Origin of the sequence: Candidatus Paracaedimonas acanthamoebae (assembly GCA_017307065.1) — a bacterium.
Lineage (GTDB): Bacteria > Pseudomonadota > Alphaproteobacteria > Caedimonadales > Caedimonadaceae > Paracaedimonas > Paracaedimonas acanthamoebae_A.
The window spans coordinates 38391-57093 of record JAFKGL010000014.1 but is presented as its reverse complement, the minus strand read 5'-3'; the positions used below and the strand labels follow the sequence as shown (position 1 = coordinate 57093).

General features: G+C 37.9%; 17 protein-coding genes and 1 tRNA gene. 9 read left to right on the top strand and 9 right to left on the bottom strand.

Annotated features, from left to right (window positions below; all coding sequences use genetic code 11):
- Nucleotides 1-89: 89 nt before the first annotated feature.
- Nucleotides 90-533 carry a phasin family protein gene (locus tag J0H12_03240; protein ID MBN9412926.1) on the top strand — a complete coding sequence of 148 codons (444 nt, stop codon included), beginning with the start codon at nt 90-92 and terminating at the stop codon, nt 531-533.
- 51 nt (nt 534-584) lie between these two features.
- Here the strand turns inward: J0H12_03240 and J0H12_03235 are convergent, their stop codons facing one another.
- From J0H12_03235 to rpmI, 7 genes are all read right to left on the bottom strand, one after another.
- On the bottom strand, nt 585-1106 hold the full coding sequence (locus J0H12_03235; protein ID MBN9412925.1) for a GNAT family N-acetyltransferase: 522 nt from the start codon (nt 1104-1106) through the stop codon (nt 585-587).
- Between the two features lie 36 nt (nt 1107-1142).
- A complete protein-coding gene (gene lepA / locus J0H12_03230) occupies nt 1143-2945 on the bottom strand; it encodes an elongation factor 4 (protein MBN9412924.1) in 1803 nt (600 codons plus the stop codon).
- Nucleotides 2942-5317 (bottom strand): phenylalanine--tRNA ligase subunit beta, encoded by a 2376-nt coding sequence (locus tag J0H12_03225; protein MBN9412923.1) that lies wholly within the window; start codon nt 5315-5317, stop codon nt 2942-2944. Before J0H12_03225 ends, lepA begins: the two co-directional genes overlap by 4 nt.
- Nucleotides 5314-6387 carry a phenylalanine--tRNA ligase subunit alpha gene (pheS, locus tag J0H12_03220; protein ID MBN9412922.1) on the bottom strand — a complete coding sequence of 358 codons (1074 nt, stop codon included), beginning with the start codon at nt 6385-6387 and terminating at the stop codon, nt 5314-5316. Before pheS ends, J0H12_03225 begins: the two co-directional genes overlap by 4 nt.
- Before the next feature lie 283 nt (nt 6388-6670).
- Nucleotides 6671-7240: a hypothetical protein gene (locus J0H12_03215; protein ID MBN9412921.1), complete on the bottom strand. Its 570-nt coding sequence runs from the start codon at nt 7238-7240 to the stop codon at nt 6671-6673.
- A 457-nt stretch (nt 7241-7697) separates the two neighbouring features.
- On the bottom strand, nt 7698-8060 hold the full coding sequence (rplT, locus tag J0H12_03210; GenBank protein ID MBN9412920.1) for a 50S ribosomal protein L20: 363 nt from the start codon (nt 8058-8060) through the stop codon (nt 7698-7700).
- Between the two features lie 14 nt (nt 8061-8074).
- Nucleotides 8075-8278, bottom strand: coding sequence for a 50S ribosomal protein L35 (gene rpmI, locus J0H12_03205; protein ID MBN9412919.1), 204 nt, complete (start codon nt 8276-8278; stop codon nt 8075-8077).
- 312 nt (nt 8279-8590) lie between these two features.
- Between rpmI and J0H12_03200 the strand changes: the two genes are divergently transcribed.
- The 3 genes from J0H12_03200 to J0H12_03190 all read left to right on the top strand — a co-directional run bounded on the left by J0H12_03200 (nt 8591) and on the right by J0H12_03190 (nt 12107).
- Entirely contained in the window at nt 8591-10168 is a 1578-nt protein-coding gene (locus J0H12_03200; GenBank protein MBN9412918.1) for a patatin-like phospholipase family protein, read from the top strand.
- Between the two features lie 254 nt (nt 10169-10422).
- Entirely contained in the window at nt 10423-11886 is a 1464-nt protein-coding gene (locus J0H12_03195) for a patatin-like phospholipase family protein (protein ID MBN9412917.1), read from the top strand.
- A gap of 144 nt (nt 11887-12030) precedes the next feature.
- A tRNA-Arg gene (locus J0H12_03190) sits at nt 12031-12107 on the top strand.
- 6 nt (nt 12108-12113) lie between these two features.
- Here J0H12_03190 and J0H12_03185 read toward each other — a convergent pair.
- Nucleotides 12114-12290: a DUF465 domain-containing protein gene (locus tag J0H12_03185; protein MBN9412916.1), complete on the bottom strand. Its 177-nt coding sequence runs from the start codon at nt 12288-12290 to the stop codon at nt 12114-12116.
- A gap of 164 nt (nt 12291-12454) precedes the next feature.
- Here J0H12_03185 and J0H12_03180 point away from each other — a divergent pair, with 164 nt between their 5' ends.
- The 4 genes from J0H12_03180 (at nt 12455) to hflX (ending at nt 16983) form a co-directional block, all read left to right on the top strand.
- Nucleotides 12455-13540 carry an ATP-dependent 6-phosphofructokinase gene (locus tag J0H12_03180; GenBank protein ID MBN9412915.1) on the top strand — a complete coding sequence of 362 codons (1086 nt, stop codon included), beginning with the start codon at nt 12455-12457 and terminating at the stop codon, nt 13538-13540.
- Nucleotides 13541-13635: 95 nt separating this feature from the next.
- Complete coding sequence (locus J0H12_03175; protein ID MBN9412914.1) at nt 13636-14169, top strand: DUF1013 domain-containing protein; 534 nt, start codon at nt 13636-13638, stop codon at nt 14167-14169.
- A gap of 1197 nt (nt 14170-15366) precedes the next feature.
- The gene (gene hfq, locus J0H12_03170) at nt 15367-15618 is read left to right on the top strand and encodes an RNA chaperone Hfq (GenBank protein MBN9412913.1); all 252 of its coding nucleotides are present in this window, start codon (nt 15367-15369) and stop codon (nt 15616-15618) included.
- Between the two features lie 63 nt (nt 15619-15681).
- On the top strand, nt 15682-16983 hold the full coding sequence (hflX, locus tag J0H12_03165) for a GTPase HflX (GenBank protein ID MBN9412912.1): 1302 nt from the start codon (nt 15682-15684) through the stop codon (nt 16981-16983).
- 106 nt (nt 16984-17089) lie between these two features.
- Here the strand turns inward: hflX and J0H12_03160 are convergent, their stop codons facing one another.
- Complete coding sequence (locus J0H12_03160; protein MBN9412911.1) at nt 17090-17755, bottom strand: transporter substrate-binding domain-containing protein; 666 nt, start codon at nt 17753-17755, stop codon at nt 17090-17092.
- A 517-nt stretch (nt 17756-18272) separates the two neighbouring features.
- Between J0H12_03160 and J0H12_03155 the strand changes: the two genes are divergently transcribed.
- On the top strand, nt 18273-18530 hold the full coding sequence (locus J0H12_03155) for a hypothetical protein (protein ID MBN9412910.1): 258 nt from the start codon (nt 18273-18275) through the stop codon (nt 18528-18530).
- The last annotated feature ends 173 nt before the right edge of the window (nt 18531-18703 follow it).

The window sequence follows — 18703 nt, the reverse complement described above, 5'->3', positions numbered from 1 at the left end:
ATTGATTAAAAATATGAAAAGAGGCAAGAGTTGACCTCATTTTAATTTAAGAATATAATTAAAAGATAAATATAACAGGGGAGAATATTATGACAGATCAAGCAAATTCCGATAAAAAAACACAAAATAATCCGTTTGAATTTTTTAAAGATATGAAGATGCCCTCAATTGATTATGAAGCACTTCTTGCTATTCAACGCAAAAATCTTGAAGCTTTTGCCGGTTCTCAAAAATCGACCATGGAGGCCATTAAAACAATTGCGGGTCTTCATCAAGAATATACAAAGAATGCCGTTGAACAAGCAAACCAAACGCTTAAGCAAGCCATGAGTGCTAAAACACTCGAAGAACAAATGAAAGTTCATGGCGATGCGGTTAAGGCGGGTTTTCAAGATTGGATGAAACATACGCAACATGTTGGAAAACATTTAACAGAAGCCAGTAAGAATTTCCATGAAGATATGAGCGCTTCAGTTAAGCAACACATGAAAAATGCCCAAGATTTTTATGAAAAAGCAAAGAAAACGCATTAATTTAAAAAGTTTTCTGAATGAATTATGAAAGGAGAGGCGAGATCCTCTCCTTTATTTTTTTAAGATAAGAGACATATGACTAATTTCATAAGCCTGATCTTTTACTCTCAAAGCATGAGGTTCAGTGCCCCATATTTTGAAGCCACAGGATTCATATAATTTTCGTGCAGCATTATTTGTCGTTTCAACCCCTAAATAAACGACGTGACATTCAATTATTTTTTGAGCGTGCTGAAGAGCTGACTCCATTAGCAGTTTCCCTACACCCGCCTTTCGATAGAGAGGTTGGACATAAGTTCCCCAGAGAGTGCATTTATGCTGAATGTGGGGGAGTTTTTCTTGAAAAAGACCAATAAATCCAACGAGTTTTTGGTCTATAAATGCCCCTAGAATAATTTCTTGCATACTTGTTTGACTGAGGAGGCTTTTATAGGCATTCATCCCACGAGATTTTTCGGCTTCATAGGAAGTTAGAAAACTTGTGGGAGAATTTTGCAAAGCCTCAAGGCGTAATTGAAAAAAGCTTTCTAAGTCATTCTCATTTAGGCGGCGCGTATAAGTTGAAGAATTCATGATTTATTGTTTCAATATTTCTTCATCTTAAGGAGATTAATCCTCGCCCATTCTCAAGGCCGCTAAGAAGGCACTTTGAGGGATTTCAACCTTTCCGAATTGGCGCATGCGTTTCTTTCCAGCTTTTTGTTTATCAAGCAGCTTACGTTTACGGGAAATATCACCGCCATAGCATTTCGCAAGAACATCTTTACGAAGGGCAGAAATCGTCTCACGTGCAATGACCTTAGCGCCAATAGCAGCCTGAATTGGGATCTTAAATAATTGCCGAGGGATCAGATCTTTTAAGCGTTCGCAAAGGGCACGGCCGCGCGTTTCGGATTGAGCTCTGTGAACGATACAAGAAAGAGCATCGACAGGTTCTGCATTAATTAAGATCGTTAACTTAACAAGATCGCCTTCACGATACTCATCAATCTCATAATCGAAGCTTGCATACCCTCGTGAAACGGATTTTAAGCGATCATAGAAATCAAACACGACTTCGTTTAAAGGAAGTCTATAAACAACCATCGCGCGATTCCCGACATATGTTAGGTCAATTTGTTCGCCACGACGGTCAGTGCATAAAGTTAATATCGCACCTAAATGTTCATCAGGGACCAATATAGTTGCTTTAATCCAAGGTTCTTCAATCGTATCAATTTTGCCGGCATCAGGAAAATCTGCAGGATTATGAAGTTCAATGTGTTCGCCATTTGTGAGGCGGATTCGATACACAACACTTGGGGCTGTTGTAACCAAATCAAGGTCATATTCGCGCTCGAGGCGTTCTTGAACAATTTCAAGGTGTAAAAGACCTAAGAAACCACAACGAAAGCCGAATCCAAGGGCTGCTGAACTCTCAGCTTCAAAGCTGAAGCTGGCATCATTCAGACGTAGTTTCGCGAGACTTTCCCGTAGATTTTCGAAATCATCTGCTTCAGCGGGGAAAAGGCCACAAAAGACGACAGGAATACTCGGTTTGAACCCTGTAAAAGGTTGATCTGTTGGTCGCTTTTCTTCGGTAATTGTATCACCGACTTTACAGTCAGCAACATGCTTGATACTTGCCGTGATGAAACCAACTTCGCCGGGATAGAGGCCATCAACCATCACTTTTTTGGGGGTAAAAACACCCACACTATCAACTTGGTGAACAGCGCCTGCGGCCACCATTTTTACTTTCATTCCTTTTTTAAGAATACCATCTTTAATGCGGACTAAAATGATAACGCCTAAATAGGGATCATACCAACTATCGATCAAAAGAGCTTTAAGAGGTGCATCAGGATCGCCGTCTGGAGCCGGGAGTTTAGCGACAAGAGCCTCTAAAACATCTTCAATGCCTATGCCACTTTTAGCGGAAACAACAACAGCTTCTGACGTATCCAGTCCGATGACATCTTCGATTTGCTTTTTGACGCGATCGGGATCGGCGGCCGGTAAGTCAATCTTGTTGAGAACAGGAATGATTTCATGATTGTTATCGATCGCTTGATAAACGTTTGCAAGAGTTTGCGCTTCAACGCCTTGGCTTGCATCAACAACTAACAGAGAACCTTCACAGGCGGCTAGAGATCGACTGACCTCATAGGCGAAATCCACGTGGCCTGGCGTATCCATGAGGTTAAGCTGGTATGTTTTTCCATCTTTCGCTTTATAGCTGAGTCTAACGGTTTGAGCTTTAATGGTAATGCCGCGTTCACGCTCAATATCCATGCTATCAAGGACTTGATCGACTAACTCACGTTCGGTCAAGCCACCACAGACTTGAATAAGGCGATCAGCCAAAGTTGATTTACCATGGTCAATGTGTGCAATAATTGAGAAATTGCGAATATGTGACTGAAGGGTCATGTGCGTAACTGGGCTCCGATTTGTTGTGCGGCTGAAATGATCTTGTCAGAAAGATCAGAGATTTGAGCTTCTGTCAAGGTTGCCTCGTGGGGTTCAAGTCGAATTGAAAGAGCAATTGATTTTTTGCCTTCAGGAATGCCAGTTCCTTGATAGACATCGAAAATACGGATCTCTTTGATAAGGTGTGGGTCACTCTTGCGAATTCCCGAAAGAAGCTTATCCGCTGGAAGGCTTTCATCTAAAATAAACGCAAAATCTCGTTCGACAACTTGATAGGGGCTTAACACTAAAGATTTTTTACGAAAATCTTTTTTTGGAAGCGGAATTGAATCGAGATAACATTCAAAAGCGATCACAGATGTCTCTAAATCAAACTCTTTTAAAAGGGTTGGGTGAATTTCACCAAAAGTGGCAAGCGTAACTTTGGGACCCAATTTTAAAGAAGCTGAGCGTCCAGGATGATACCAAGAAGAAGCTTCAGCGTGTAATTGAGGTATTGAAGCTTCAATGCCGAGGGAAGTTAAAAGGGACAAAACATCGGCTTTAATATCAAAGAAATCAATTGGTCGTTGAGGTGATGCCCAATGCTTTGCATTGGTTTCACTTGCTCGAATTCCGGCAACGACGAGCGTTTGTGTGCTCGATTGAAATTGAGGGCCAATTTCAAAGAGAGCTGGATTCTTAATTCCGCGAGAAAGATTACGAGAAATTGCCGATAAAAGATTGGGCAACAAAGAAGGTCTCATGTCTGAAAGGTCCCCGCTAATCGGGTTTTCAATTTTTAAATCAGAATGTCCGCCATTAAAGAGTTTAGCTTGTTTTTCAGAAAGAAAGGACCAGGTCAAAGCTTCATGAAATCCACGGCTAGCAAGAGTTCGTCTTGCAATCCAACGACGTTTCTGAGCGGCAGTAAGAGGCGTGTTATCTGAAAGTTGCTCATCTATATGAAGAGGAGGGAGATCTTCGGCAGGAATTGATTCATACCCTTTGACTCTTAAAACTTCTTCTACAAGATCTGCGCTTCCTTCGAGATCTTTACGCCAAGAAGGTGTGCGGACTTCATTTTGCGTGATATGACAGCCAAGCTTTTCTAAAATGGTGCGACTCTCGTCTTCAGGCAGATTCAATCCTCCTAAAGTACGTATCCGATTAAAGTCAAAAAGTATAGTCTTTGTCGTGTCTAGTAAATGACCTGTTCGGACCATTTCACTAGGTTCCCCCCCGCAAATATCTAAAATAAGCTGGGTGGCTTGTTCAATACATTCATCAATAAGGGCAGGATCTACACTACGTTCAAGACGATACCGTGAATCGGTTATAATTCCTGTTTTGCGGCCCGTCATCGCAATACTAATTGGATCAAAAAAAGCACATTCTAAAAAGGCATTTTGTGTCTCCAGTTGAGTGCCACTTTCCAGGCCCCCAATAATGCCACCGACAGCCACAGGTCCTTGTGTATCGGCTACAATGGTCATATCAGTGTCGAGCGTATAGCTTTTGTTATTCAGCGCCAACAAAGTTTCATTCGTTTGAGCAGTTCGTACTGTAAGATTGCCGTGAAGTCTGTCTGCATCAAAGATATGCATAGGGCGACCACGATCAAAACAAATGAAATTGGTAATATCGACGAGAGCTGAAATAGGACGAATGCCAATAGCTTTAAGCTTTTTTTGGAGCCATTGAGGACTTTCGCAATTGGTAAGACCCCGGATAAAGCGACCGGCGAAATAAGAGCATGCCTGTGAAGTCTCGAGTGTTACTGCCAGAGGGCTTTTATAAGAACCTTGAATCGGAGGAATTTTTAGATCTGTCAACGTGCCGAGGGGGGTGGCGGCTAAGTCCCGCGCAATACCTCTGACGCCAAGGCAATCTCCGCGATTCGGGGTAATTTCAACGTCTAGAATAGGATCATCAAGTCCGGCATAGACGGCAAAATCCATCCCCACAGGGGCTTCTTCCGGTAGCTCGATAATACCTTCAGATGTTTCCGCAAGCTCTAGCTCTTGCTCCGAGCACATCATGCCATTGCTCTCAACGCCTCTCACAGCTGCAATTTTCATGGTCATACCATTGCTTGGAATGGTGAGGCCTGGAAGAGCTAGGACCCCTTTCATTCCTTGACGAGCATTTGCGCCTCCACAAACAACTTGTAGTTTTTCTTGCCCTGTATCGACCAATAAAACCTTTAAACGATCGGCATCAGGGTGAGGGGTTGCTTCAAGCACATGAACAATTTTAAACCCTTTTAGGCGCTCACCAGGATGTTGAATACTATCCACGACGAGTCCCAAAGAATTGAGACGCTCAACGATTACCTCTAAGGAAGCTTCTGTTAAAAAATGTTCTTTAAGCCAAGAAAGAGTAAATTTCATTCGGATGTTCCTTCCATCAAAGCTTCAAAAGGAGAGAAGCCATAGTGTCTAAGCCATCTAAGATCGGCTTCATAAAAAGAGCGTAAATCAGGAATGCCGTATTTCAGCATCGCAACTCTTTCAATTCCCATGCCAAAGGCAAAGCCTTGATATTTTGTTGAATCAATTCCGCAATTCTCGAGAACCTTCGGGTGAATCATTCCACATCCTAAGATTTCAAGCCAATCTTGTCCGGGACCCACGATTAATTGACCATCTTTACGATAACAAGCAATGTCAATTTCGGCAGAGGGTTCTGTGAAAGGAAAATAGCCGGGGCGAAACCGTAACGGTAAATGAGGTTGATTAAACATCTCTTCACAAAAAGTTTGAAGGCATGCTTTTAAATGCCCCATATGGACGCCTTCAGCTACATATAATCCCTCAATTTGATGGAAAGTTGGGGTATGGGTGGCATCATAATCACTGCGATACACACGTCCTGGGGCAATAATACGAAGAGGTCCTTTTTTCTTTAACATGGACCGAATTTGGACAGGAGACGTATGCGTTCTTAAGACTTTTCTTTCTGTCCCTTCTGCAGTCGCGGGGAGATAAAACGTGTCATGATCTTGACGTGCAGGATGTTCAAGCGGGATATTGAGAGCCGTGAAATTATAAAAATCTTCTTCAATATCGGGGCCTTCGGCAACAGAAAATCCCATGTTCTTAAAGATGGCAATCATTTCATACATGACTTGAGAGATAGGATGAATCGTGCCAAGCGTTTGAGGACGAATAGGTAGCGTCACATCAATCTTTTCTTTTTCAAGGCGTGATTGAAGCTGAGCCGCTTCCAAAATTTCTTTTTTAGCTTCTAGGCTCATTGTAATCTGATCACGCAATGTATTCAATTGAGCCCCACGTTCTTTACGTTCTTCAGGATTTAAAGATCCTAAAGTTTTCATAAGATTTGAGATTTCTCCCTGCTTTCCGAGAGCTTGGACTCGAAGAGACTCTAACTCTTGCAACGCAGAGGCATCATTTATTTGCGTGAGAAAACGCTCAGCAATGGAGTGAAGTTCATTCATTTCCTTATCCTGTTAATCATTTAAAAGTGGTGCGATTATGCCATAGATTTTTAAAATGTCAGCAAATGAGTGACAAAAACCATACCCAACTTTTTTTATTTATTTTTCTACCATCTTGTTTTGTAAGGCGCGCTCAATAACCCTACTCTTATAATATACCACAGGAGCCTCATTTTTGGAAGAAAAAAATGAAAAATGTTCAATAAATATTTTATTTAAAATCAATTAGATATTGTAAAAAATAGAAGTTAGATAGAGTGATAAGCTTAAATAAACGAAAACGTTAAATTTTGACTCCTTTTGAGCGAAGGTAGGCCTCTATTTCTTGCTTTTCTTGAAGGTTTTCAAGAATAATAGCTTGATAGAGAGAGTAGCTAGCCATTTTTGGCGGGCGACCATAAAGCATTGTCCACTCATTCTTAAAAGCCATAATAAGCGCATGATGTTCTGGCGTCATTTTTTCTTTTAAATGATGCATAATTTTTTGATTTTCTTGCAAAGTTAAAGGATCGAGTCCCCAGATATCAATTTTCCAAAAATCTTGGATATTCTCATCAAAAGCGTTAAGGCTTAAACATAATCCTGATGTCATGGGAGGGCGAGGATAATTAAGAAAATCAATAAATTTTAATTTCTGAAGGCCTTTTTCTTTGATTAAAGAAGCAGAAATAATGCTGAGAATTTCTTTTGGATCTTGTTCTACTTGAAGGCCTAGTTGCAGATCAAGATCGCGCCATGTCATGGTCTTTAGAAAATAGCTTCCTGTGAAATAAAGAGGCCCGTGAGCCCGAATAATTCCAAAATAAGGAGCTGTCTGAATAAACTTATCAGCATTTTGTTGAAGATCATTCATGATAAATAAGTTACTCAGTTTTTATGATTTTATAGATAGCCTTCATTCTACGCTTAATTTTGTAACGTACAATGCTTAAGACAAAAATTAGAGAAGTGATTTCAATTGGTACGTTGTTGATAAGATTAGTAATAATTATTTTCTTAGGATACTTAATAAAAGGATGGAAAGACAAAGTGAGATGCATTAGAGCATATCAAAGATCTTAATAAAAATTAGACAATTGGATAAATTAAGAATATACTTATAGGGTGAGCCAGAAAAGTTTCTCTATATTCCCTCCCCTTTGACTTGCTGGTTCATCTTCTTTTCAAGAAATATTCCAGCTCGCTTCAATAAGTATATCGAGAATGTGAGATTAGGTGATTAAAAACACGAGAAATGAATCTAACTTCAATCCCCTCTCTTATTACTTATTAAAATAGCAGGAGAGGGGAGAGACGTTGTTTTTATAAGCTTAGGCTGCTTGAAGCGCTTTGTTTGCTTGATTAACAATTGCTTCAAATGCTTGTGGTTCACGAGCAGCAAGATCAGCAAGTACTTTACGATCAACTTCGATGCCAGCTTTATGGACACCGTTCATGAACTGTGAATAGGTAAGACCAAATTCACGTGCTGCGGCATTAATACGTTGGATCCATAAGGCGCGGAAATTGCGCTTACGTGTACGGCGATCGCGATAAGCATATTGAAGGCTTTTTTCAACAGCTTGAACGGCTGTACGATAACAATTTTTGCGACGACCAAAATAGCCAGAAGCCATTTTGATAATTTTTTTATGACGAGCGTGGGTTGTAGTCCCTCTTTTTACACGGGCCATGGTAGTATCTCCTCTTAAAGTCCGTAAGGAATAAAGTTACGTTTAATGATTCTAGCATCTTGGTCACACATGACGGTTGTTCCGCGTGCATTACGAATCATCTTCTGAGTACGCTTGATCATTCCATGGCGTTTTCCGGCTTGGGCCATAACAACTTTGCCTGTACCAGTCAATTTGAAGCGTTTTTTTACGCTACTTTTGGTTTTAAGTTTGGGCATTTTTCATTCCTATTTAAAGTGAATATTTAATAAAACTTGAGTGGATAGGCATGCCCTAAAGTTCTAATAACCTTACGCCAGGCCACTCATAAGACATCTTATAACAATCTTTATTGCCTTAATCAATACTTGAGTTTTTAGCTTTTCTGATCTTGTTTATTTTGATGCTGGAAAAATTTTGAGAACAATCATTCCTTATAAATAAAGAGTGTTTTGTAAAAAATGCAATGCTTGTATGTTAATTCCGCACTTGAAGATTTTTGATTGTTGTCTATATGTAAAATGTAAACAGTCGCCAATATGGAGTTAAATATGAGTCACCCTAACGCTCTTAAATTATACGCAGTTCTTAGATTAGGTTCCCTTCTTCTTATGGGAACAGCCTATGCCGGTGGGCATGGAGATAGTGAAATTCTTGGGGAAGAAAACCGAGAAGTCATGCCTCTTCAAGTTGGAAGGCACTATGATGCTGCATATCAATCAAGTTTTGTGGAAGGTGAGACAAGTGAGCCTATTGTGCATGCTTCTAAAAAACAAGTTGAGGCATATAAACGGCATGAAGCCCAATATGAAGAAGCACTTGTAAAGTCTCTTAAAGCCCATGATAAGCTTGAAAAAGCAAAGAAAAAAGGTAAAGACACATCAAAATTAACGAAAAAAGTTCAAAAGCGGGATCAACGTGTCCACGAGATTGAAGAAAAGCTAGAAGAAGATATTAAGGTTGGTGTTCAACAAGCGCTTTTAGAAAAAGAAGTTGAAAAATTAGACAAGAAAAGTTTTCTTCAACAAACTAAAGAAAAGGTGATTAAGGCTTTTTCTTCTAAGAAGAAAGCCAAAACTTCAGAATCGATTATCAAACCCGATTCTCAAGAGGAAAGCGACAATATTTTAGCGCTTCATGGAGGTGGATTTCGAGGAATTCTTGAGCTCATGCAATTGAAGGCACTCGAGGAAGAGACAGGCTTGAAAACTTTTGAGCTTTTCAAAGGAGGTATTTATGGCACGTCGACAGGAGGGCTTGCAGCTCTTATGTTAGCGCGCGGCATGTCTGCGGGTGAGGTTCTTGATGTTTATCTTAATAATGGAAATAGAATTTTCTCATGGAGTTATTCGGATTATTTCACGAATCCATTAGGACTTTTTCGTTCTGCCTATGATGCAACACAACTTGAAGCAGTTATTGAGGAACAAGTTGGAGATGCAATGCTTGCAGATGTAAAAGTGCCAGTTGGTGTAGTTGTGCAAAATGTAGATACAGAGGAAGGCATTTTGCTTTCTAGTGCTTCACATCCTGAAGTTTCAATGTTGGATGCTGGCCGTGGAACAAGTGCTGCAACAACCTACTTTGATGCTAAAGAGATTAAAACTAAGAATGGAACTTTTATTGCGCGAGATGGTGGGTTTTCCGCTAATGATCCAAGTGAACTTGCGTTGAGAGAGTATCGTAGGCTTAATCCTGGTAAAAAGCCAAGCATTCTTACCCTGGGAACAGGAGAAGTATCTGTGTATAAGCCTCACACGATGGCTGGGTTGTGGGCTTTTATTCACCCAGGTACAGATATGGAAATGATGTTCCATTATCAAATGACTCAAACTCGTAAGGCAATGAAGGATCATAAGGAGATAGGTGACATTGATGAGTATGATTACTTCAATATACAGTTGCCTACTAAAATTGACCTTGCAGATATAAGTTCAAAATCAGTTGCATTAATGCAACAATTAGCAACAACATTTATCCAAACAAATGAAGGGTTTAGGGCTTATATTGAAAGACGAAAACAAGAAGTCCAAAAAGGTCAAATGTTAAGACTTCCTCAAGAACGCGAACAAGTAAGTATTGTTAATGAACCAGCTCAGACAAACAACATAATAGACATAGCCGCTTAAGGAAAAGGCCCCTTTATGTAAAATCAAAGGGGCCATCTTATTTTCTCAAAAAAATAAGTTTAAAATGAATATAAAAATCTAACATGAGTTGAATTTTGATTCTTCATTTATTTGTTAACTATTTGTTAATTCTTGCTTTTCATCCTTATGTGTATTTGATGAATCTTATGTATGCATTATAGGCAATTGCGTACTTTCTTAAAATTTCTTATCAATAAGATCGTGAATTGAACCCTAACTTTAGGAGGTAGATCATGAAAGCACGACAAAACCCAAAGTGCGCACAAAAGAAATCCAAGTTAAAAATTTATGCAGCCACTCGATTAGCTTCTCTTTTATTAATGGGAGGCGCTTATGGCGTTCACGGAAATGGGGGGTCTCTCACTGAAGAAAATCGTGACGTTATGCCATCAGCCAGCAGGATGCATAGTATTGCTTGCGAATCAAGTTTTGTGGAAGGCGAGACAAGTGAGCCTGCTGTAAGTGCGTCACAAGTCACCGAATATAAGAAGGATGAAGTAGAATATGCGAAAGCTGTCAAAGATGCGTGGCAAGTTAATAAGAAACTTGAAAGAGCAGAGGCTGGCGCAGGATCTGAATTAGAACAACAAGCTCAAAACCTTGCTCAAAGTATTCATCATTATGAAGATAGATTAGAAGAAGCCATAGATGGTGGGGTACAGCGGGCTGTCCTTGAAGAGGGAATAAGCACTTCTTTTTCTAAGAAGCCAAACATCATAAAAAAGTTCATAACAGGTGCAGGTTCTAGAGAAGAAGAAAATATTCTTTGTCTTGATGGGGGGGGAATGCGTGGAGTTGGGACTCTTACAATGCTTGCAGCTCTTGAAATGAAGACAGGGCTAAGAACTCATCAATTATTTGATCGTATTTATGGAACATCAACAGGTGGATTAGCCGCAATCTTGTTAGCGCGTGGTCTTTCTGCAAATGAAGTTCTCGACCTCTACGTGAAAGAAGGTAAAGTTATTTTTGGGCGTAGTACCTGGGATATAATTTCAAATCCCGGTGGTTTCTTAGGAGCTACTTATCGGCCTGAAGGGCTTGAGAGTGTTATTAAAAAGTATGTTGGAGAGGCGGCACTGTCTGAAGTTAAAGTGCCTGTTACTGTAACTTCTGTTGATAGTAAAACAGGAGCACTGAAATTATTGAGCAGTGAAGATGGAGATACAAAAGATGTATCAATGCTTGAGGCAGGACGTGCAACAAGTGCGGCTCCCACTTATTTCCCTGGAATAGAGGTCACAACAAAGAAAGGATCGTACACAGCTATTGATGGAGGCGTTGGCTATAATAACCCTGCAACTATCGCCTTTGAACATGCGCGGGATCGTTATAAAGAGCAAGGGAGAAAAGTTAGAATAAACATGCTTTCCCTTGGGACGGGTACCGAATCATTCCTTCAGCTGAATAAAAATGCAGGAAAGTTAGGTTTTGGAAATCCTGGGAACATTCCTGGATTTTTTATGGGAATTACCGGGCAAGGTGTGGAAGATACAATGGCAAGGTTACATAAAAAAGGAAAACTTCAACATTATGCGCGGATACAATTTGGGCTCGAACAAAAAGTTGATCTTGCAGACTATAGTGAGTTAACACTGAAAAAATTACAAGAAGTTGCTTGGGCAACTGCTCATGGTGAAGAAATGTCAGCCTTTGCAAAATTATTAAATAAACAAAAAAGAGATATTAAACGCTAAGATAGTTCTTTTGTGAGTTAGTAAAAATGCCCTAGAAATTTCTTAGGGCATTTTTTTATGTAAATTTTCTTTACCTCTCATCATTTCTCGATTAAATTGCCGGTGAGTGCTTACTTAATAGATTAAAAATTGAAAGCATCTCATGCGCCCTTAGCTCAGTTGGATAGAGCGTCGGCCTTCTAAGCCGCAGGTCGCAGGTTCGAATCCTGCAGGGCGCACCATTTTTCTTATGCAATAATATCAGGAAGTAATTGACTTTTAAGTCTTAGGATTTGATCTTTTAAGAGTAATTTACGTTTTTTGAGCCGTTGTACTGCAACTTGATTGACGATGCGCTCTTCCATCATCTTTTCAATCATATGATCAAGTTCACGATGTTCCTCGCTAACTTTTTCAAGCTGCATTTTAACAATTTCCATTGATTCCATTGGCTTTAGTACTCGCGATTAATTAATTTTTTGACCATTGTACTATCACATTTATAAAAATTTTTTAAGTCATCTTGCGCATGTTATACCAAATGAGATAGGTTCTGAATAGTCTGTTCAATAGAAATAATTGGAAAACAATGACAAAAAAAATTGGAATTTTAACGAGTGGTGGCGATTGTGCCGGATTAAATGCTGTTTTAAGAGCGGTAACTGTGCGGGCAATCGATGGGTATGGCTGGCAAGTTTTTGGTATTAACCATGGAACGATAGGCCTTTTAAATCGTCCTGTGGGATATCGACCTTTGACAATAGAGACATTTGAAGAAGGCGTGTTCCATCGAGGTGGAACAATTTTGGGTACCACAACTAAAGGAGACCCTTTTGCATTTCCTATGCCGGATGGATCTTTCAAAGATCGTTCGATGGAAATTGTTGAAGGTTGTCGTATGCTTGGATTGGATGCTCTTATTGGTATTGGTGGTGATGGAAGTTTAAAGATTATTCATGAGCTTTGTCGGCGAGGTAGCATCCCCTTCGTCGCTATTCCTAAAACGATCGATAATGATTTAGAATGTACAGACCAATCAATTGGTTTTATGACTGCTGTAGATGTAGCGACAGAAGCTCTCGATCGTCTACAACCGACAGCTGCAAGCCATGATCGAGTCATGGTTTTAGAATTAATGGGACGAGACGCTGGGCATATTGCTTTAACAGCAGGTATTGCGGGGGGAGCTGACGTCATTTTGATCCCTGAAATACCTTACAAATTAGAACATGTTCAGAATAAGATAAATCAACTTTTAAAACGTGGGCGTAACTTTGCTCTTGTTGTTGTTGCTGAAGCTGTTAAAACTGAGGAAGGTCAACCTATTCAAATTAAAGATCTTTCTGGACGCGCAAGATATGGCGGAATTGGGCATTATTTGAGTGATCAAATTACGCGTCTTACAGGAGCAGAAACCCGTTTTATGGTTTTGGGTCACGTCCAAAGAGGGGGGCAGCCTGATGCTTCAGATCGTATTTTGGCGTCAGCTTTCGGTGTAAAAGCAGTTGATTTAATTGCTGAACAGAAGTTTGATCGAATGGTTGCTTGGCAAAATAGAACAGTTATTGATGTGCCTATTCTTGAAGCTATTGCGCGAAATAGAGCTGTTGATCCTGAAAGTGTGCTTGTACAAACCGCGAGAGGTTTAGGCATTTGTCTTGGGGATGAAAGTTAATTGAGTTATACTCAAAAACTATTACTTATGAGATTATAAAAGAAAGATTATCACCTAACTAATAAAAGTGATTATCCTTAAAGAAAGGAAGAAAAATGGTTGTTCCATTAATGCCAAAGGCAACGGCACTTTGGCTTGTTGAAAATACGACATTAACGTTTGAGCAAATAGCAGCATTTTGTGAATTACATCTTCTTGAGGTGCAGGCCCTTGCTGATGGTGAAATTGGTATTGGTTTGGTGCCTTTTGACCCTCTCGCTAATAATCAATTAACAGCTCAAGAAATTAAGCGATGTGAAGAAGATTCATCTAAGCATTTAATTCTTAAAGAGCATGACTCTATTTTAGATAAGAATCTGAAAAAAGGACGCTATACACCGGTTTCTTTGCGTAAAGATCGACCTGATGGTATTGCATGGATCTTAAAACACTATCCGCAAATGAATGATACTTTATTATGCAGACTTTTAGGGACAACAAAAGCAACTATTGATGCAATTCGGAATAAAACCCATAAAAAAGCATTAAATATTAAGCCACGACACCCTGTAACGTTAGGGTTGTGCACCCAAAGAGATCTTGATCAAACTGTTGAAGAGGTTTTGAAAATGCACCCAGAAGGGATCTAGCTTAGAAATCTTTTTTAAAGTTGAATTTTTTGCATTATAGATCATGTTGTTATTTGTAAGGGAAAATTTATTTTTTCCTAAGAATATCTCAACTATCTAAAGTAATCGCTCTTGCTATTTCGGCGAAGTCTAATAATTATGTAAATAATGCTAAGGGATTTTAAGAGAAAAAGCGGCCCTGCTTCTTGAACAGGCTTAGTGTGTTCACCAATAAGCTTTTAAAGGAGATGTCTCTAAGGCCATTTTAGACTTAGTTACAAGAGGCTCTCATTTTATATTTTATTGTACAGGAAGATGTTCTTAAATTTTCCTTCACAAACCTATTCATTCTTAATGCTATTTATCAACATCAGATTATTTAAAAAATTATGCGATGATGAGAGACTATATTTGGCTTCAAGAAACAATATTCTCTGAGGGAATCTTTAATAGGGACAATAATTTTAATAAAACTGCTTCTTCAAATTAACAGTAAAATGATTCGAAGAGATAGAGTTAGATAGTTTTTAAAAAAATAGCTGAGATTTTTATATTTACTGCCTTAAAGAGCAAGGAGAAATAAATCCTGTGCAATATTACACTAAAATATTAGCTGCATAAAATAGGATATTTGATCAGAAGTTTCTTTAGATAAAGCCCTTTGTAACATAACAACACTTAATCTTAATAAGCATTCAATGCAGCCAAATGAAGTGAAAATCACTTACGCGAAAATTTATAATTGAAATCATCTAAAAAAAATTAAAAACATTAGTAGGGCTCTACATTAAGTAAAGTTTTATTTTTACAATGGTTGAATCTTTCAATACTTGAAAACAAAATGACGTATGTTTACGAAAAGAAGTTGACTTTTTGAAATAGAATAATTATTTTTCATCCATTGATGGTTATATGGACTAAGAAAAACTAAGATAAAGAGTTTAGTTTACTAGGGCATTATAAACCAATGGAGGATGTATTCCTTATCAGTGTAGAATAAAAATTTAAGTATGTACTTAATATTTGTATAAGTACTTTTTGTATATGCTTTGAGATTAAATACATGTGAAAATGAAGCATCCACCATTTAGAATTTGTGGATAATAGGGCGTTATTGAGGCCTTCTGTAAAAAAGCCCCTTATAAAATAAAAAAAATCATAAGAACTAATTAATATTGAAAAAGGAGGCAAACGTCTAGAGTAACATGGGGTTAACATATGATTTCGGATAAGATAAGTAATTTGCAAGATACATTTTTAAATCACCTTCGTAAGAACAAAAATCCTGTAACTTTGTTTCTTGTAAATGGTGTAAAGTTACAAGGTATTATCACATGGTTTGATAATTTCTCTGTATTATTAAGAAGAGATGCGCATTCACAGCTTGTTTATAAGCATGCCATATCAACGATAATGCCTACAAATCCAGTGCAATTATTTGATGCTGAGAATGTAGATAACGAAAGTTAATGTTTGGTTTTTTCTGTGGCAATTAAGGAATTTTCTGAGCTTATAAAAAAATCGCAAAGAACAATTCTATTATATCCTAATTTTAAGAGCAATATTAGTTCTAATAGAGATCCTAATCTTAGATTGGTAGAAGCTAAAGGGCTTGCTAAAGCGATTGACTTAGAGATTGTTTACGCTGAAATCATAAATGTGCGAACACCAAAACCTTCTACTTTACTTGGAGAAGGCGTGGTTAGCACATTTACAGAAATCATTTCATTGCATCAAGCTGAGCTTGTAATTATTGATTCAAGCTTAACGCCTATTCAACAGCGTAACCTTGAAAAAGCCTGGAAAACAAAAGTTATTGATCGTACGGGCCTCATTCTAGAAATATTTGGAAAAAGAGCGCAAACAGCTGAAGGGCGTTTGCAGGTTGAACTGGCTGCTCTTATGTATCAAAAAAGTCGCCTTGTACGGAATTGGACTCACTTAGAGAGACAACGTGGAGGATTAGGCTTTATTGGAGGGCCAGGGGAAACTCAGCTAGAAGTAGATCGGCGCCTTATTAGTGAGCGGATTGCAAAGATTAAAAAAGAACTGACGCAAGTTGTTCGCACGCGCCAATTGCATCGTAAAGCAAGGAAACGTATTCCATATCCTATTGTTGCACTTGTAGGTTATACCAATGCAGGCAAATCAACATTGTTCAATTCTTTAGCAAATGCAGATGTTTTTGCTGAAGATTTATTGTTTGCTACTTTAGATCCAACAATGAGACAGGTAAGTTTACCTTCTGGCCGAGAAATTATTCTCTCTGATACTGTTGGCTTTATTTCTGAACTTCCAACGCAATTAATAGCTGCTTTCCGAGCAACTTTAGAAGAAGTTCTCGAAGCCGATGTGATTATACATGTGAGAGATATCACACATCCTGAAACTGAACATCAGAAAGAAGACGTACTGGCTATTTTGAAACAACTTGAAATAGAGGTTGATTATAACCCTAACTTAATAGAAGTTTTGAATAAAAGTGATCTTTTATCATCAGAAAATTTTTTGAATACTCAAGAGCAAGATAAATCTCACAAAGTATTACTATCTGCTTTAACGGGAGATGGAATCAATAATCTTCTTAAAGTCATTGAGACTAAGCTAGCATCTTCTTTGAAAGTTTTTACTTTTGATATTGAAAGCTCCAATGGGGCAGCTCTTGCATGGCTGTATCAGCATGGGGAAATTTTAGAGAGGTTGGATCAAGAGGAAAAAATATATCTTAAAGTTAGGCTTTCTCCCGCTAATTGGTCAAAGTACGAAAAAGAGTACTTTAAAGATAAAAAATCCGCTAATTTCCAAGAGATTTCACTCATAAATGAATATGAATAAAGAAATTTCCTAATTATATTTTCTATTAAATCTTATATTATTTAGAGACTAAAAAAGGAAGAGGGCAACGGTCACATAGTGCCCTCCAAAAATTAAAAAAAGAAGACTAAGAAGAAGTGTGACTAAACCATTTAGATATTAGCTCATTAAGTTTCCCGTTTGTTTTTAACTTCTTTAATGCCTCATTAAATTTTTCTGCCCATGGTGAGTTTTTAGGGAATGCTATTGCATAGTTCTCTTGAAATTCTTCAATAATGTTTGTTTGCAGATCTTTATTATTTTCAACATATGCTCTGGCAGGAGCAATATCTATAACAGCAGCATCAATTCTGCCAGCTTTAACTTCTTGAATGAGTTCTCCAAGTTTATTAAGGGGGATAAGTTGAACATTTTTTATTTTCCCAGCGATTTTTTTCATCATTTGTTCATAGGAAGAACCTAATTGAACCCCAATTTTTGTGCCTTCAAAATCTTTTTGTGTTGAAAAAGAACGATTTTTTAGACTAACAGAAGCTGGTTGAGCTGTGTAATAATCTTCTGAAAAACAGACACTTTTCTTTCGTTCTTCCGTAACAGAAAAAGTTGCCATAGCAAAATCTGCACGGCCTGAGAACAACGCAGGAATAATAGAAGCGAAATCCATATCCTGAATTTCAAGCTCAATATTCAGAACATCTGCAAGTGCATGGGCTAGTTCAATATCGAAACCTGTGATTTGCTTTGTTGTTGTTTGATGAAATTCAAAAGGGGGATTATCAGCTGAAGTTGCCAATTTCAAGATCTCTTTTTTGGAGGTAGAAGAATGTGTTTTGTCTTCGCACCCTGTTAAATAAAAAAGTGAGATACTGAGAGCTAATAAGTTTGAGAAAAGAAAGTATTTGATTTTCATAGTATTTTGCTCATTAAATTTAATTGTTTAGCATCCTCTTATATGCTCATTTCCAGTTATCGAAAAGAAGAAAATTTTTGATGTTATCTTAGATAATAAGTCAATGATATTAAAATTTAACAAGAGGCTTTTATTGTAGTTTTTATATGGTTTGTTTTTAACAAAAAGAAAAATTCTTACTTCAGGAGGCATTGCCTTAATAATGACCTTAGCTGCGCGTTTTTCTTATATATGATCTAGGTAATTTTTACTCAATTATTTTACTCACGTATATTTTTCTTATAGAACAGGGCAGGTTACGACGATAAATCTAATAGGGCGTCATTTAATAATGAGCATTATGAAGATAAGAAAATACTCATTTTCTTATCTAAAAATAGTTTAATAAATGGAGGAAGTCATGCAATTATATTTTAGATCTTTTATTGTTTTGTCATGTTTAAGTACTTTATCTGCTGCTTATGCGTGGGATTATGCTCATTATCTAGCAGAGCAAGAAGGAAAACAAATTAAGAAACATGGAAGTAGCGGGGCTTATCTACGCAAAGATCAAGCGGTTGAGTTGGCTGATAATTATAAAAAAAGCAAAAAATTGACAAAGATCGGTCAGCAGAATCGTAGAAATAAACATTTCAACGGAAGAGGATATGGAAAATAAAAATTCTTATTTTTTTGATAGAATACTATAAATAAAATATAAAAAATAAAAACAAACTAAACACCTTTGATGATAAATCGGAGGTGTTTTTTTTAAATCATACATTTTTCCAAGAATCTTATTTCTAAGATTAACTCAGGATTAAGTTAACCATAGATCATCAGAACAATAAT

What these genes read in the sequence shown, in the direction of transcription:
- J0H12_03240 (MBN9412926.1), top strand. Translation starts at nt 90, where the DNA reads ATGACAGATCAAGCAAATTCCGATAAAAAAACACAAAATAATCCGTTT.
- J0H12_03235 (MBN9412925.1), bottom strand. Translation starts at nt 1,106, where the DNA reads ATGAATTCTTCAACTTATACGCGCCGCCTAAATGAGAATGACTTAGAA.
- lepA (MBN9412924.1), bottom strand. Translation starts at nt 2,945, where the DNA reads ATGACCCTTCAGTCACATATTCGCAATTTCTCAATTATTGCACACATT.
- J0H12_03225 (MBN9412923.1), bottom strand. Translation starts at nt 5,317, where the DNA reads ATGAAATTTACTCTTTCTTGGCTTAAAGAACATTTTTTAACAGAAGCT.
- pheS (MBN9412922.1), bottom strand. Translation starts at nt 6,387, where the DNA reads ATGAATGAACTTCACTCCATTGCTGAGCGTTTTCTCACGCAAATAAAT.
- J0H12_03215 (MBN9412921.1), bottom strand. Translation starts at nt 7,240, where the DNA reads ATGAATGATCTTCAACAAAATGCTGATAAGTTTATTCAGACAGCTCCT.
- rplT (MBN9412920.1), bottom strand. Translation starts at nt 8,060, where the DNA reads ATGGCCCGTGTAAAAAGAGGGACTACAACCCACGCTCGTCATAAAAAA.
- rpmI (MBN9412919.1), bottom strand. Translation starts at nt 8,278, where the DNA reads ATGCCCAAACTTAAAACCAAAAGTAGCGTAAAAAAACGCTTCAAATTG.
- J0H12_03200 (MBN9412918.1), top strand. Translation starts at nt 8,591, where the DNA reads ATGAGTCACCCTAACGCTCTTAAATTATACGCAGTTCTTAGATTAGGT.
- J0H12_03195 (MBN9412917.1), top strand. Translation starts at nt 10,423, where the DNA reads ATGAAAGCACGACAAAACCCAAAGTGCGCACAAAAGAAATCCAAGTTA.
- J0H12_03185 (MBN9412916.1), bottom strand. Translation starts at nt 12,290, where the DNA reads ATGCAGCTTGAAAAAGTTAGCGAGGAACATCGTGAACTTGATCATATG.
- J0H12_03180 (MBN9412915.1), top strand. Translation starts at nt 12,455, where the DNA reads ATGACAAAAAAAATTGGAATTTTAACGAGTGGTGGCGATTGTGCCGGA.
- J0H12_03175 (MBN9412914.1), top strand. Translation starts at nt 13,636, where the DNA reads ATGGTTGTTCCATTAATGCCAAAGGCAACGGCACTTTGGCTTGTTGAA.
- hfq (MBN9412913.1), top strand. Translation starts at nt 15,367, where the DNA reads ATGATTTCGGATAAGATAAGTAATTTGCAAGATACATTTTTAAATCAC.
- J0H12_03155 (MBN9412910.1), top strand. Translation starts at nt 18,273, where the DNA reads ATGCAATTATATTTTAGATCTTTTATTGTTTTGTCATGTTTAAGTACT.